The 13,862-nt window shown below is 58.5% G+C and carries 14 protein-coding genes; 10 read left to right on the forward strand and 4 right to left on the reverse strand.

What is annotated here, in order from left to right:
* Positions 1-96 precede the first annotated feature (96 nt).
* Positions 97-1,008 carry a LysR family transcriptional regulator gene (locus tag HMPREF3009_RS01275; RefSeq protein WP_070679520.1) on the reverse strand — a complete coding sequence of 304 codons (912 nt, stop codon included), beginning with the start codon at positions 1,006-1,008 and terminating at the stop codon, positions 97-99.
* A 229-nt stretch (positions 1,009-1,237) separates the two neighbouring features.
* Here HMPREF3009_RS01275 and HMPREF3009_RS01280 point away from each other — a divergent pair, with 229 nt between their 5' ends.
* From HMPREF3009_RS01280 to HMPREF3009_RS01295, 4 genes are all read left to right on the forward strand, one after another.
* Positions 1,238-2,491 (forward strand): flavin-containing monooxygenase, encoded by a 1,254-nt coding sequence (locus tag HMPREF3009_RS01280; RefSeq protein WP_070679522.1) that lies wholly within the window; start codon positions 1,238-1,240, stop codon positions 2,489-2,491.
* A 41-nt stretch (positions 2,492-2,532) separates the two neighbouring features.
* Entirely contained in the window at positions 2,533-2,946 is a 414-nt protein-coding gene (locus tag HMPREF3009_RS01285; protein WP_070679525.1) for a RidA family protein, read from the forward strand.
* A gap of 79 nt (positions 2,947-3,025) precedes the next feature.
* A complete protein-coding gene (locus HMPREF3009_RS01290) occupies positions 3,026-3,694 on the forward strand; it encodes a DUF1028 domain-containing protein (RefSeq protein WP_070679528.1) in 669 nt (222 codons plus the stop codon).
* On the forward strand, positions 3,687-4,835 hold the full coding sequence (locus HMPREF3009_RS01295) for a M20 family metallopeptidase (RefSeq protein WP_070679531.1): 1,149 nt from the start codon (positions 3,687-3,689) through the stop codon (positions 4,833-4,835). The genes HMPREF3009_RS01290 and HMPREF3009_RS01295 overlap by 8 nt, the downstream gene beginning before the upstream one ends.
* Positions 4,836-4,911: 76 nt before the next feature.
* Here HMPREF3009_RS01295 and HMPREF3009_RS01300 read toward each other — a convergent pair whose 3' ends face one another.
* Entirely contained in the window at positions 4,912-5,808 is an 897-nt protein-coding gene (locus HMPREF3009_RS01300; RefSeq protein ID WP_232760863.1) for an ABC transporter permease, read from the reverse strand.
* A 111-nt stretch (positions 5,809-5,919) separates the two neighbouring features.
* Between HMPREF3009_RS01300 and HMPREF3009_RS01305 the strand changes: the two genes are divergently transcribed.
* Entirely contained in the window at positions 5,920-6,522 is a 603-nt protein-coding gene (locus tag HMPREF3009_RS01305) for a TetR/AcrR family transcriptional regulator (RefSeq protein WP_232760865.1), read from the forward strand.
* A 124-nt stretch (positions 6,523-6,646) separates the two neighbouring features.
* On the opposite strand, the gene HMPREF3009_RS01310 is transcribed toward HMPREF3009_RS01305, so the two are convergent.
* The gene (locus HMPREF3009_RS01310; protein ID WP_010187772.1) at positions 6,647-6,832 is read right to left on the reverse strand and encodes a hypothetical protein; all 186 of its coding nucleotides are present in this window, start codon (positions 6,830-6,832) and stop codon (positions 6,647-6,649) included.
* A 100-nt stretch (positions 6,833-6,932) separates the two neighbouring features.
* On the opposite strand from HMPREF3009_RS01310, the gene HMPREF3009_RS01315 reads away from it, so the two are divergent.
* Genes HMPREF3009_RS01315 through HMPREF3009_RS13950 form a run of 5 tightly spaced genes read left to right on the forward strand, consistent with a single transcriptional unit; the run spans position 6,933 to position 13,021 of the window.
* Positions 6,933-9,035 carry a helicase-associated domain-containing protein gene (locus tag HMPREF3009_RS01315; RefSeq protein ID WP_070679540.1) on the forward strand — a complete coding sequence of 701 codons (2,103 nt, stop codon included), beginning with the start codon at positions 6,933-6,935 and terminating at the stop codon, positions 9,033-9,035.
* Between the two features lie 37 nt (positions 9,036-9,072).
* Positions 9,073-10,710, forward strand: a complete 1,638-nt coding sequence (locus HMPREF3009_RS01320) for a DNA repair helicase XPB (RefSeq protein WP_070679543.1) — start codon at positions 9,073-9,075, stop codon at positions 10,708-10,710.
* Between the two features lie 4 nt (positions 10,711-10,714).
* Positions 10,715-11,353, forward strand: a complete 639-nt coding sequence (locus HMPREF3009_RS01325; protein WP_070679546.1) for a DUF3239 domain-containing protein — start codon at positions 10,715-10,717, stop codon at positions 11,351-11,353.
* Positions 11,354-12,481 (forward strand): aminotransferase class I/II-fold pyridoxal phosphate-dependent enzyme, encoded by a 1,128-nt coding sequence (locus HMPREF3009_RS01330; protein ID WP_070679549.1) that lies wholly within the window; start codon positions 11,354-11,356, stop codon positions 12,479-12,481.
* Between the two features lie 18 nt (positions 12,482-12,499).
* The gene (locus HMPREF3009_RS13950) at positions 12,500-13,021 is read left to right on the forward strand and encodes a mycothiol transferase (RefSeq protein ID WP_070679552.1); all 522 of its coding nucleotides are present in this window, start codon (positions 12,500-12,502) and stop codon (positions 13,019-13,021) included.
* Positions 13,022-13,083: 62 nt separating this feature from the next.
* Here the strand turns inward: HMPREF3009_RS13950 and HMPREF3009_RS01340 are convergent, their stop codons facing one another.
* Positions 13,084-13,695, reverse strand: coding sequence for a TetR/AcrR family transcriptional regulator (locus tag HMPREF3009_RS01340; protein ID WP_046647280.1), 612 nt, complete (start codon positions 13,693-13,695; stop codon positions 13,084-13,086).
* Between the last annotated feature and the right edge of the window lie 167 nt (positions 13,696-13,862).

Genomic DNA, 13,862 nt, shown 5'->3' on the forward strand with positions numbered 1-13,862 from the left:
TTTTTGATACCCCCTTCACTTTTCCTAATACACCTTCGCCAAATAGCCCTAGAGGCTCACTGGACCACTTAGCCCTCCGAACTCTTAGTAGTGCAACTATCGACGCTCCTGCAGCAACAATCGCACGGTGTCAACAAACAATTCCGCCCTCAGCGACAGATTTTCCCCCCTTCGCTTAATTACCCCTACCCGAAGCCCTTCCCCCGCCCCAACTATCGGCACACGATTCAAATGCAGCCCTTCGTTGGTCAGGTCATGCACCGGCGACTGATTAAGCACGGAATACCCATACCCCCTTGCAACCATAGATCTAACAATCTCAAAGCTTTCGAATCTATAACTCACCAGCGGTTCAACCCCCGCTTCACGAAACGCGGACAAGAAATAGTTCGACGATTTCCCCAAGTCCAATAGCACTAGAGGATCAGACTCCAACGAAGGCAATTCCACTTTTTCCGCCTGAGCAAAGCGGTGGCCATCCCCAAAAACTGCATAAAGGGGCGCAGTGCCCATTGGGATAAATTCAATCTCTCGGCCATAATCGAAGTCATATGCAAGCGCAGCCTCAATTTTCCGCTGTGACAATGCTTCCTCCAACTGGTCCGCATCACACTCCCGAATATCAACATCCACCCCTGGATGGCTCGCATGAATCCCTTCTACGATATCCGGAATCCAAAACTGCGCGAGAGTCGTAAAGCATCCAGCCGTCAACCGTCCTCCCAAAGTGCCCGTCCGCACACTATCAACCGCGTCCTTAACCCCCGTTAGGACCCTTAGGCAATGCGGATAGAAAATTCGCCCCTGATCCGTAAGGGCAACTCCCTTTGAACGACGTCGCACCAGAAGCTGACTTCCAACAGCCTGCTCAAGCTGCGAGATAGCCATTGACACAGCGGACGGAGCTACAAAAAGCTCATCTGCAGCTGCACTCATCGACCTCAGCTCAGCCACCCGCACGAAGTAACGCATTTGCGTCAGCGTTATCGCCGATTCAGTCTTTGCCACTATCTGCTCCTTCACCCATCAAATACCCAAAACAGCACTCCCCATCGCAAAAGTACAGGTCATGCCTATCATCAGAATAATTGATGAACTTTGTACGTAGAAGGTACTTGCTTAACCCGCTCCTCCACAACAGACTATTGATATCTGGATCACACTTTCCGAACAGTGTGCTGCACTTTACCTTTATGACCGTGGTCCAGCCTCAGTATTCCTACAGTTGGAGTTTTGTATGCCTCACATCAAAAAGGAAGTCGTCATTATCGGCGCTGGCCAAGCTGGCATTGCAACTAGCGAACATCTTCGCTCCCACGGGATCGACCACATCGTCCTTGAGCGTGACAAAATCGCTTCTCGCTGGCGCTCGGAACGATGGGATTCTCTCGTTGCAAATGGCCCCGCTTGGCACGATCGTTTCCCAGGGTTGAAGTTCGAGGGAGACCAAGAACGCTTCGTCCCTAAAGAAGAAGTCGCTGACTACATGGTGAAGTACACCGAGCTTTTCGACCTACCGGTCAAGGAGGGAGTAACCGTCACCAAAGTGACTCGTAAGGATGGCGGTCACGGATTCATTGTGGAGACTTCCGAGGACACCTATGACTGTGACTTTGTCGTTGCTGCCACTGGAGCATTTCAGGTCCCCGTAATCCCTGCCGTAGTCCCACAAGAAGAAATCTTCCAAATCCACTCATCCGACTACCACAACCCAGGGGATCTTCCCGAAGGCGGGGTACTCGTTGTTGGTGCTGGGTCTTCCGGCGTTCAGATTGCAGACGAGCTCCGCGACGCGGGCCGGGAGGTCTACCTTGCCGTAGGTCCTCATGATCGCCCTCCACGACGGTATCGAAACCGCGATTTTGTCTACTGGCTCGGTGTCTTAGATAAGTGGGATATGGCAACACCAGCGGAAGGCGCTGAACATGTCACCATCTCAGTTACTGGCGCTAAGGGCGGTCACACCGTGGATTTCCGAGATCTCGCGGCTAAAGGAATCACGCTCGTAGGGCGCGCTGGACCATATGAGAACGGTCGCATGAAGTTTGCTGCAGACCTCGCACGCAATATCCATGAGGGAGACGAAAACTATCTTTCCCTCCTTCGGGAGGCAGACGCATTCATTGAACAGAACGGGCTAGATCTCCCTGAAGAACCCGAGGCCCACATTTTGGGCCCGGATCCTGAATGCGTAGCAAATCCGCTACAGGAACTCGAGCTAAAGGCCAATGGGGTGAATAGCATCCTTTGGGCCACCGGATATGGGCGCGATTACAACTGGCTGAACGTAGAAAACGCCGTCGATAGCCAAGGTACTCCGATTCACAACCGTGGAGTCTCCTCTGCGCACGGTGTTTACTTCGTCGGACTGCCGTGGCAGTCACGTCGTGGCTCGTCATTTATTTGGGGCTGCTGGCATGACGCTAAGTTCGTCGCAGATCAAATCAACATTCAGCGCAACTACCGCGATTACCGCCACCCCGAAGACTGAGTCCCTCACTTTCATCATCCCAACTACAGAAAGGCTTCACCATGAAGTTCACGCGAATCCGTCCTTTCAACACGAAGGACACTTACCCAGAACAAAATCTCTCCAATGATCTGTGCCAAGCAGTGGTCGCTAACAACATTGTCTTCCTCCGTGGCCAGATTGGCCAGGATCTAGACACTCGCGAATCTGTCGGCATCGGTGACGTCGAGGCACAGGCCGAAAAGGCAATGGCAAACATCGACATGCTTATGAAAGAAGCAGGCGGAAGTCTCGAGAACATCGTAAAGGTCACCGTCTACCTGACAGACATTCGCTACCGCGAAGCCGTTTACAACGTAATGGGTAGGTGGCTTAAGGGCGTGTACCCCGTTTCTACAGGACTTGTAGTTGATGCATTGGCTCGCCCGGAATGGCTCGTCGAAATTGATGCGACAGCCGTTCTAGATAACAACTAGATTTCGATAACCATTCTGAGCCCTGCGGGGGCGACGACGCTTCTCACCGCCCTCCGGCTCCTCAATCATTGGAAGGCTTATGACTTTTTCAATTATTGCTCGCGACAGCTCAGGCGCCATTGGCCAAGCTGTTTCGTCCTCTTCACCGGCCGTCGCTGCTCGCTGCCTTAATCTTCGTAGCGGGATCGGTGCGGTGTCTTCCCAAAACATCACCGACCCACGGTTCGGTCCGGCGATTTTGGGGCGACTCGAAAATGGCAGTACAGCTCAAGAGGCGTTTGACTGGCTCAAGGAGAATGACTCCACGCTGGATTACCGGCAAATCACAATTCTTCCGGCGAAGGGTCCAGGTTTCTCTCACTCTGGAGTCCACACGCTCGGTACGCACAACCAGGTTGTTGGCGATAACTGCGTAATCGCCGGAAATATGCTCGCGTCGGAAAAGGTTATCGACGAGATGCTTAACCGATTTGAAAGCACTAGCGGTGAACTTGAGTATCGTTTGCTTGAAACGATGATCGCTGGGCTGGAGGCCGGCGGTGAAGCTGGCCCAGTTCAGTCTGCTGGTTTAGGCGTCGTTCGTGACGCTGGGTGGATAGAAACTGACCTGCGGGTGGACTGGTCTGATGCGCCGATTAATGAACTTGAGAAGCTACTCGAAATTTGGATGCCCCAACGCGATGACTACGTGACACGCGGAAAATCACCGCACACCGCTCCTTCCTATGGGGTGCCTGGCGATGAATAAGTATAAAGAGAAGGCGCGCGAAGCTGTCCACGAGGAATTGAATTCACTCATCGAGCTTTCTGAATGGCTCCATGAAAATCCCGAGATCGCTTGGGAGGAGGTTGAGTCATCTAAACGATGTGCAAACTTCTTACGTTCACGCGGCTTTGATGTTGAAGATAATTACGTAGGAATCTCTACATCATTTCATGCAGTGAAAGGCTCGGGTTCTAAGCGAATTGGGATCATGGCGGAATACGACGCACTGCCAGGTATTGGGCATGCCTGCGGCCATAATCTGATTGCTGCAATGTCTCTCGGGGCTGGTATCGCTCTTTCCGAGGTCGCGGAAGAACTGGATCTCTCAGTAGAGATTTTCGGAACTCCAGCAGAAGAAGGAAAGGGCGGGAAGGTTGAGATGCTAGACCGCGGCGCTTTCGATGGGCTGCACTTTGCAATGATGTCGCACCCCGCCCCCGTTGATGTCGTAAGGGCTAAGCCATTCGCCGTTCTGCATTGGGAAGTAAATTTCACTGGCCATGCGTCACATGCGGCTTCCTACCCCACCCAAGGTGTCAACGCTGCCGATGCTTTTACAATCTCAGAAGTTGCTATTGGTTTACTGCGGCAGCAGCTACCCCCAACTGTGCGTGTGCACGGGATTGTCACTAAAGGTGGTGATGCTCCAAACGCTATTCCTCACCGCACACAAGGGCGCTGGTACGTACGAGCGTCAACGATGGAGGAACTGGAGGCTACATCTCAAAAGGTTATTAACTGTTTCAAAGCTGGGGCTCTTGCTACCGGCTGCGAAGTCTCCATCATCGATGAGTCGAAACCATATTCCGACTTCGTTACGGATGAAGCGGGCCTTGAGTACTACGAGAAAAACGCCCTTCTTCTTGGCCGCGACTTACGCACAGATGGGCCTGAAACATTAATGAGTCAAGCCTCAACTGATTTTGCTAACGTCTCCCATATGACTAGGGCGATACACCCTTATATCGGTGTGGGTTCTTATCCTGTTTTGAACCACCAAGAGGCTTTCGCCGATGCATGTGTAGGAGACGTCGCTAACCAGACGCTTTCGGATGGCGCCACCGCTCTTGCTTGGACGGGAATTGATGTCGCCCTGGATTGGCTGGAGGAGCATTCCGGCTGATTGCATTTCCAAAGCGAACGCTATGGAGAAGAACCCTTCTCAATCAGTTTGGGTTCTTCACCTAGCTCGTGACCGGTCACAGACCAACAACGATCCACAGACCCAAAGACCACCACGCATGGCCGAAGCCTTGCCCATCAAAGAAGGACAGCGAGCGGACTAGGTGACCCGTCGCGCCGATGGGCATCCACTGCCCCAGCGTCGACCACCCGGCAGGCAGCAGCCACGGGCCGGTTGCCAGACCCGACAGCGGGTTCGCTAAGAAGATAGTCAGCACGGCACCGATTCCAATACCCGCGGCACCCATCACCCCCGCAAGGCCCGCAGTCACCGCAGACGTTGCAAGGATGCCCGCCGCGATAGCCATCCACTCGGCAGCGAAGCTGCCACCGAGGGTTCCATAGACGGAGTGCAGCATCCACGTGGCAACGAGCGCGCCTAGTAGCGCAATGCCGACAAGCACCCCTAGCTTGGCCCACTTCTTTCCGCGGAATGCAAAGGTGGCAATAACAGCGGAAATAATCCCGCCAAAGGCCAGCGGCAGGCCCAGCAGTGCGATACCGCTCGCCTGCGGGTCCTCCTTCGTCGTCGGCGCCAGCTCCTGCTTCTTTACGGACATTCCTTGTGCTTCAAGCTGGCCAGCGAGGCCATCAATCATCGTCACGTAGGGAGCACCATTTCCCGCAGCGGTGAACGCACTCGCGCCCTGCGGGGAGATGACCAGTCCACCAACAGCTTCACGCTGCAGCACCGCGTCGCGCACCTCGGCCTCGCTGTGCTTCACGACGATCTCCGGGGCCTCATCCCCCGCCGCACTCTCAATCTTCTGCGAGATGCCTTCGAGCATGGGCTCCGGCGCCGAAATGGCAACCGGAACGCCAGCCGGACCCGACGCAAAGGTGGGCGCCAAAAACGCCCACAGCATAAGGCCGATGACGACGGGGATCCCCACAATGGCAACTATCGATTTCACAGCAACCGATGGCTGCTTTCCTTCCTGACTTTTCACCGCTGACACTTCTAACCTCCAAATGGAACAGGGTGTTTCACTTGCAAAGTGGAGCATAGTGTTCCGTTTGGTATGATGCAAGCTGTGAGACAAGACGCAGCAGAAAACAAGCAAGCCATCGTCGCAGCAGCCAGGCAGCTGCTCATCAGCGAGGGACCGGGCGTGTCCATGCGCTCCATCGCCAAGAAAGCCGGCGTGGGCGTCGCCACGGTCTCACGCCACTTCCCCGAACGGCTCTCCCTCCTCGATGCCGTCACCGGCGCGGAGGTAGCACACATCAAAGAAGAGGTGGACAGCCACCTACAAGGTTTCGACGAGGATCCCGAAGGCACCTGGCGCGATATTATTCATCGGATCGCCAGCCTTAACTTCGCCGCGGTTGTTCAAGCAGTGGCAGCCGAGGTGAATACTGCCTCATTCTCAGACGATGACGTGCAGGAGATCGCTACCCAGCGCAAAGCTGAACTGAAGTCGATCTACCAACCGATTATCGAACCCGCGCGACAAGCAGGTCTCTGCCCCGAGTCCCTCACCCCGCTCGAACTTCACATCGGCATCGGTCTCATCACCCGCCCGCTGCCCAGAACACCAGTGAGCGCCGACTACCTATCAGGTATACAAGCCCAGCTCATCGATACGCTGCTCGACGGCCTTAAAGCCCAAGCCCGTGCCAACTAGTTGAGGCGCAAGTACATTACAAACACGTATAGCCCCACCGAGGAGAACATTCTCGGAGGGGCTGAAAGCAAGCCGGAAGGCTCAACGTATCCGCTAAGTGAAGCGCAGATTTCTGCGCGCCTACTTAGCGGTTGATGCGGGTGTACGGGTGAACGTAGTTGAGCTTTTCTGCCGGCATCGGCAGAATCAGGTCGTCACCGTACGGGCTGGAAGCACCAGCAAAAGGTGCAGTAAGTTCAGTAATAGCGTGCTCGCGGGGGCTGTTCTTCGGCCAAGCCGGGGATACGAAGCCTTTGTTCTCGTTCGACATGCTCCTTATTATTCCAAACCCCGCGGCAAAAAGTAACTTATTCACCCAACGAGGGCCCCACGCCTCCCCCGCCTACTAACCACTAAGCTTGATCGCCATTATGACCACCCCCTCCAACCGCGCCCGCGTCACCGAGAGCTACCGCGACTGGCTCAGCCAGTTGCCCGATGAGGACCTACGCGCCCTACTGAGCAACCGCAGCGATGTTCTCTCCCCCGCACCGAAGGACTTCGACGCGCTGGCCTCGCGTCTGACACTTCCGATGCACGTCGCGGATGCCTTAGCAGCAAGCAATGCCGAGCAGCTAGCTGCCTTGGAGGACATCGCCCACCGCGGCGGCGAGGTCAACATGGTGGAAGACACCAACCCTGAAGTAACACGGCAGCTCAAGGAGCGCGGCCTCGTCTTCGGCGATGCCCCGCAGGTGCGCATCGTCACCACCGTCATGGGCTCGCTTCCCACCGGTTGGTCGCTGCGCAACCAAGTCGAGTTCAATGAAAAGGACCTAGCCACGCTTGCTCCCGAAGAGCGCCGAGTCCTCGATGCCCTAAGAAAAAGCGACGGCATGGGCTATACCACCGACACCGAGCCAGACATCAACTCCGAGGATCCCGCCAAGCGCCTGCTGGCCAAAGGTTTCCTGGAGCGCATCAACGCACACTCGGTGCGCCTGCCGCACTCGCTTGCCCGCCTGCTGGCCGGTGACACCACCCCGCCCATTCCCACCACCCCCTCGGGGCGCGCCGGAACTCCGGAGCCGGATACCAAGGCGGACGACGCCGGTGCCGCAGCTGGCCTGGAAGCCGTGCGGGGCATGGAGCGGCTCATCGAGTTGCTTGGAAGCCATCCGGTAGCGCTGCTCAAGGATTCTTCGGTCGGCGTTCGCCCCCTCAACCAGCTGGCCAAGGATCTCGCTCTGGAGAAGGAGGAGGTCGCGCGACTCATCTGTTTGGGCCACCACGCCAGGCTTCTCCACCGCGGCGAGCCGGATGGCCTGGAAGGACACTTCCTCGCCCCGACCACCGGGTCCCAAGACTGGCTCGAGGCCGATCTCGGGGAGAAGTGGCGCATTCTTCTCGACGCCTGGCGCACCTCCCCTTGGGCCAGTTGGGCTGAGACCCGGGTGCTCGCAGAAGACAGTATTGTGCGCCGCCTGCCGCACTTTCGTGCCTTCGTCCTCGGCGTCTATGCACACTCCGCAGTCGCGCTGGACGACGAGGAGTTCTGGGAAGACCTGCGCTTTCGCTCCCCACTTTTTGCCAGCCACACGCGCACGCTGACCATCGAGAAGCTGCGCGCCGAAGCCGAATGGATCGGCGCGGTGGCACTGGGCAAGGCCACCCGCGTGCTGGGAGATTCCGCTGCGGCCACCAGCCTCGTTCCTGAGACGGTCAGCGAGTTCATCATCCAGCAGGACCTCACCGTCCTCGTGCCCGGCCCCCTTGAGCCAGACACACACCGCACCCTCGCATCCTTAGCAGACCTCGAATCCCCAGGCCTGGCCAGCGTGTACCGCATCAGTGAGTCCACCATCCGCCGCGGCATGGACCAAGGGCTCACCGCCCAAGAAATGACCGACTTTTTGGAAGCACACTCCCCGACGGGCGTGCCGCAGGCGTTGGAGTTTGCCATCGGGGACGTCGCCAAGCGCCATGGCACCCTCCGCAGTGGTCCTGCGCTCTCCTATCTGCGCAGCGAGGATCCCGCGCTGTTGGAACTCGCCGTCGCATCAGTCCCCGGCCTGCGCATGCTCGCGCCCACCGTGGCGGTATCCCAGCTGCGCGTGGGCGAGCTGCTGGAGAAACTACGCGCTAAGGGCCTCTCCCCCACTGCGGAGGATGAATCCGGCGCTTCACTTACCGTCGCCCCCGAGCCTTACCTTTTGCCCACGCCTCGTACGAAGCCCCGCAAGCGCGAGCCCGCCTCGGTGGATGACGCCGTGCAGGCCTTGCGGCAATCAGCACAGAATCCCAGCGCGCAGAAGGAAGAGGAACCAGATCCCCTCACCCTCGCCCGTGCCGCCGCGCGCTTCCACGCCGATATCGTGATTTCCTATGCCGATAAGAGCGGCGATCTCCGCACCGTGACCGTGAAACCACTATCAGTGGAAGGCGGCTACATTGATGCCCTAGGCTCAGCGGGCAAACCCGTGCGCTTCCCGGTTCACCGCATTTCCTCCGTCCGCTTCGCCGACAGGGATTAAGTCCTTCCCTGACGCCCAGAGTAGAAAGGCCCCAGATATGCCCGGACCACTCATCGTCCAATCGGACAAGACCGTCCTCCTCGAGGTGGATCACCCGCAGGCCGACGAGGCTCGCGCAGCGCTCGCACCTTTTGCTGAGCTGGAGCGCGCGCCCGAGCACATCCACACCTATCGCATCACCCCTCTGGCCCTGTGGAATGCGCGTGCCGCCGGGCACGATGCCGAGCAGGTAGTGGACGTTTTAGAGAACTACTCCCGCTTCCCGGTGCCGCAGGCGCTGCTGATCGACGTCGCCGAGACCATGTCGAGCTACGGCCGCGTGCGCCTGCTGGCGCATCCGGCCCACGGTCTCATCCTCGAATCGGACGAGCCCGTCATCCTGGAGGAGCTCACGCGCACCAAGAAGGTCAGCGAGTTGCTGGGCCCGCGCATCGATGACAACACCATCGCCGTTCCGCCATCCGCGCGCGGGCGGCTGAAACAGGAGCTGCTCAAAGCCAGCTGGCCCGCCGATGACCGCGCCGGTTACGTCGACGGCGAATCCCACCCCATCGCGCTGAGCACAAAGGAGGTGGACTGGGAGCTGCGCGATTATCAGCAGTACGCCGCCGATTCTTTTTGGTCTGGTGGCTCCGGCATCGTGGTCCTGCCCTGTGGCGCGGGCAAAACCATCGTGGGTGCTGCCGCCATGGCTAAAGCACAGGCCACCACGCTCATCCTCGTGACCAACACCGTAGCTGGGCGCCAGTGGCGCGATGAGCTGCTGCGCCGCACCAGCCTCGCACCGGAGGAAATTGGTGAGTACTCGGGTGAGAAGAAGGAGATCAAACCCATCACCATCGCCACTTACCAAGTGGTCACGCGCAAGACCAAGGGTGAGTACCGCGCACTCGAGCTCTTCGATTCCCACGACTGGGGTCTTATCATCTACGACGAAGTCCACCTCTTGCCCGCCCCGGTCTTCCGCATGACCTCCGACCTGCAATCGCGCCGCCGCTTGGGGCTGACCGCCACGCTCATCCGCGAGGACGGCCGCGAGGGCGATGTCTTTTCGCTCATCGGGCCCAAGCGTTATGACGCGCCGTGGAAGGAGCTGGAAACCGCCGGCTATATCGCCACCGCGGACTGCGTCGAGGTGCGCGTAGACATGACGCAGGAGGAGCGCCTGCTTTATGCCACCGCACAGGCGCGCGAGCGCTACCGGATTGCGGCATCGGCAGGCGCGAAGCTGCGGGCCGTCGATAAGCTGCTGAAGAAACATGAAGGTCAGCAGGCGCTGATCATCGGTGCCTACGTGGACCAGCTGGAGGAGCTCGGTGAGCACCTCAACGCACCGGTTATCGACGGCAAGACCTCCACCGCCAAACGCGAGAAACTCTTCCAGCAATTCCGCGAGGGCGAGCTTCCCACGCTTGTGGTATCCAAGGTGGCGAATTTTTCCATCGACCTTCCCGAGGCCGCCCTGGCTATCCAGGTCTCCGGTACCTTTGGCTCCCGCCAGGAAGAAGCCCAGCGCTTGGGACGCCTGCTGCGCCCGAAGAAGGACGGGCAGGAGGCGACCTTCTACACTCTGGTGGCGCGCGAATCCATCGATGCGGAATATGCCATGCACCGCCAGCGCTTTTTGGCCGAGCAAGGTTATGCCTACCGGCTGGTGGACGAAGTAGACTTGTGAGCTGATGAAGATTTTCAAGTTTGAAGTCAACGAAGACTTTGCCAAGAAGAACAACGAGCTCCTGCGTGATTCCTCACGCCTGCGCAACTCCGGCCTCGTCATGGGCCTCGTGCTTATTATCGGCGCGATTGCCATCTATTTTGGAATCGACGCCGTCTGGCGCATCACGCTGGCGGTCGGTATGGCGCTCTTCGGCATCTTTTGCGCCGTCATCGGTGTCTTGGCTTCGCGCAAGGTTGGCTCGGCCCAGAAGCTCTACGACTCCTATCCGCTAGCCCCCGCGGTCGTCGCGGAGGTCAACGAGCGCGACATGGTCCTCATGGCTTTGGTAAATACCAACGTTGACCCGAAGGCACCGCCGCGGTGGGGCGCGTGCCTGCGCACCGTCAGCAACATCCCGGGTATTAAGCGCACCGTGGGCACCAAGGTCCCCGTGGCCGCTGTATCCGGCCAGCGCAGCTCAAGCGATAAAGACCACTGGCAGCAGATCACCCCGATGCCAATTGCTTGGGGCACCCCGGATGCGGAGACCGTGACGATTGCCCGCAAGTCCATTCCGGAGGATCAGTGGCAGCGCCTCGAGCGCGCACGCAAGCGTCTGACCGATGTGAAGGCTACGAAATACGATCTATTGGTGCTCTAAATGACTGTTGAGAGACTACAAGAATTTGGCGAAACCATCTTCGCCACCATGACCGCCCTTGCCGTGGAGAATGACGCGGTGAACCTTGGCCAGGGTTTCCCCGATAGCGACGGCCCGCAGCGCATGCTGGAGATTGCCCAGGAGAATATCGCCGGCGGCAACAACCAATACGCTCCCCTACGCGGGGTCCCAGACCTGGTCGACGCCATCGCGGAGACCTACTCCGTGCCGCAGGATCACGTCGTAGTCACCGCCGGTGCCACCGAGGCCATCACCGCCACGGTGCTTGGCCTAGTGGAGCCCAGACACGAAGTCATTGTCCTCGAGCCTTACTACGACGCCTACATCGCCGCCATCGCGCTTGCCGACGCCACCCGCATCCCCGTCCCCTTGAAAGAATCCGGCAACAGCTGGGACATCGACGTCGATGCCGTGCGCGCAGCCATCACGGACAAGACCGCCATGGTCATCATCAACACCCCGCACAACCCGACCGGCTCGGTCTTCTCCCGCGAAGCACTCACCGAGCTCGCCGAGCTCTGCGTGGAAAAGAACCTCCTCGTATTAGCTGACGAGGTCTACGAAAACCTCACCTTCGGCACCGACCACGTCAGCATCGCCTCCCTGCCGGGAATGGCTGAGCGCACCGTCACGGTGTCCTCTGCCGCCAAGTCTTTCAACTGCACCGGGTGGAAGACCGGCTGGGCCATCGCGGAGCCTAAGCTTCTCGACGGCGTCATCAAAGCCAAGCAATTCACCACCTTCGTCTCCACCACGCCCTTCCAGCCGGCCGTGGCCCATGCACTGCGCTATGAACAGGAATGGCTGGACGGCATGGTGTCTGAGCTTGCAGAGTGCCGCAGCATCCTTGTAGAAGGCCTCAAGCAGCTTGGCTTCCACGTGCATGACACCGGCGGCACCTACTACGTGGTTGCCGATATCTCCTCTACCGGTTTAAACGGCATCGATTTCTGCATGCAGCTGCCCGCCACAAAGGGCGTGGCAGCCATCCCGCTGGCCGCCTTCACGGACAACCCGGAACCGTGGCAGCACAAGGTGCGCTTTGCCTTCTGCAAGCGCCCCGAGGTCATCCGCGAGGCCGTGCGGCGTCTAACTGCAGAGTCCTAAGAATTCAGGCTCCTGCACATGCCCACCACACCAAAGTCCTATTCCGAGCTGACTGATCAGATCCAGCGCCAACTCGACTCGATCGTCGACATGGCCATTCAGGTAGATCGCTCAGGCGTGACACACGTTCCCCTTCGTAGTCGCTGGACCGTTGCGGGGCTTCTGAACCATCAGCGGTACGTCATCCGGTTTTGGATCGCAAATGTTGTGGTAGGCGCTGATCTTCCGGTCCCGTGGACCGATGACTCTCCACATGAAGACTGGAACACGGATCCCGAGGTCACAGTCGAGACCTTCGTCGATGCCCTTCGACAGGAGTGGGAAGATGCCTTGTCTTTGCTTGCAACGTATCCACCGGGAGAGCCTGCATCCCAAGCTGACGAGGACGGCAGGCACCCCACTGTCGACTGGGTGTTGTCCCATCTACTGGCCGAAGTATCCAGGCACGCCGGACACATGGATGCCGTTGCGAGATACTCGAGCTTTCACCCGTCGATTAACATCCACACGCCGGTGACTGGCACAGTGCCTCCGCGCTGACATGGGTTGGAGGACTTCCTGAGAATGAAGGGGCATGCTGCACCTCCAGCCCTAGTACCGTCCTAGTCTTTAGGAGAACCGGGTTCTACAATCAGCGCGAGTCCCGAAGCAAGGTCTGCCAACAACTGCTTCGCCGAGTCCACAGGAGCATTGAGGTAGTCGATCGTCAGCCCGTTGACCAGTGCAGTGACAAGACGAGCACCTTGCTCAGGAGACAGTCCTCGGGCCAGCTTTCCGAAACGTTGCGCTGCTTCGAGACCTTCAGACACGCGCGCCCGAAACTTCGTCACCTCGGCGTCGTATAAGTCAGCCAGCCATTCGCGTGTCGAGGCAGCAGCTCCCACTATGACCCACACAGCGGAATCCTCGCGCTGGACAGGTCCAATTGGCAAGAGTTCAGCCAGGCGACCGTGGAACGCCGCGTGAAAATCCGTCGCATCGGTTTGAGTAAGGGCCCGCGACTCCTGGCGCTGCAACGACCTGACAAAAGCTTTCGCGATGATGTCGTCCCGTTTACCCATCTGGTACTGGACAGTCCCAGGCGCGACGCCAGCCTCAGTGGCGACGTTGCGCACGCTCAGGGCATCGAGCCCCTGGCTGACCATCACTCGAATGGCAGCATCAGCGATCACTGCGGCGGTGCCGGTGATGGGTGTGTTGCGATCAACGGACATGGAGCTCCAATCTTGCGTAGCTCAGATGCGATGAGCCATTCATAAGTGTAGTTGCACTCGCGCATTGCGCCTCGTACAATCGTACCAAGCCCGCGATTAATACAAACGTATGACGCTGAATTGAGGCCTCTTGCGAATGGACCTGACCCCTGTTTGGTAGACACCTG

The sequence above is a fragment of the Corynebacterium sp. HMSC034H07 genome (assembly GCF_001815175.1).
GTDB lineage: Bacteria > Actinomycetota > Actinomycetes > Mycobacteriales > Mycobacteriaceae > Corynebacterium > Corynebacterium hiratae.

Coding starts and splice junctions, on each gene's coding strand:
- HMPREF3009_RS01280 (WP_070679522.1), top strand. CDS start 1,238: ATGCCTCACATCAAAAAGGAAGTCGTCATTATCGGCGCTGGCCAAGCT.
- HMPREF3009_RS01285 (WP_070679525.1), top strand. CDS start 2,533: ATGAAGTTCACGCGAATCCGTCCTTTCAACACGAAGGACACTTACCCA.
- HMPREF3009_RS01290 (WP_070679528.1), top strand. CDS start 3,026: ATGACTTTTTCAATTATTGCTCGCGACAGCTCAGGCGCCATTGGCCAA.
- HMPREF3009_RS01295 (WP_070679531.1), top strand. CDS start 3,687: ATGAATAAGTATAAAGAGAAGGCGCGCGAAGCTGTCCACGAGGAATTG.
- HMPREF3009_RS01305 (WP_232760865.1), top strand. CDS start 5,920: ATGCAAGCTGTGAGACAAGACGCAGCAGAAAACAAGCAAGCCATCGTC.
- HMPREF3009_RS01310 (WP_010187772.1), bottom strand. CDS start 6,832: ATGTCGAACGAGAACAAAGGCTTCGTATCCCCGGCTTGGCCGAAGAAC.
- HMPREF3009_RS01315 (WP_070679540.1), top strand. CDS start 6,933: ATGACCACCCCCTCCAACCGCGCCCGCGTCACCGAGAGCTACCGCGAC.
- HMPREF3009_RS01320 (WP_070679543.1), top strand. CDS start 9,073: ATGCCCGGACCACTCATCGTCCAATCGGACAAGACCGTCCTCCTCGAG.
- HMPREF3009_RS01325 (WP_070679546.1), top strand. CDS start 10,715: ATGAAGATTTTCAAGTTTGAAGTCAACGAAGACTTTGCCAAGAAGAAC.
- HMPREF3009_RS01330 (WP_070679549.1), top strand. CDS start 11,354: ATGACTGTTGAGAGACTACAAGAATTTGGCGAAACCATCTTCGCCACC.
- HMPREF3009_RS13950 (WP_070679552.1), top strand. CDS start 12,500: ATGCCCACCACACCAAAGTCCTATTCCGAGCTGACTGATCAGATCCAG.
- HMPREF3009_RS01340 (WP_046647280.1), bottom strand. CDS start 13,695: ATGTCCGTTGATCGCAACACACCCATCACCGGCACCGCCGCAGTGATC.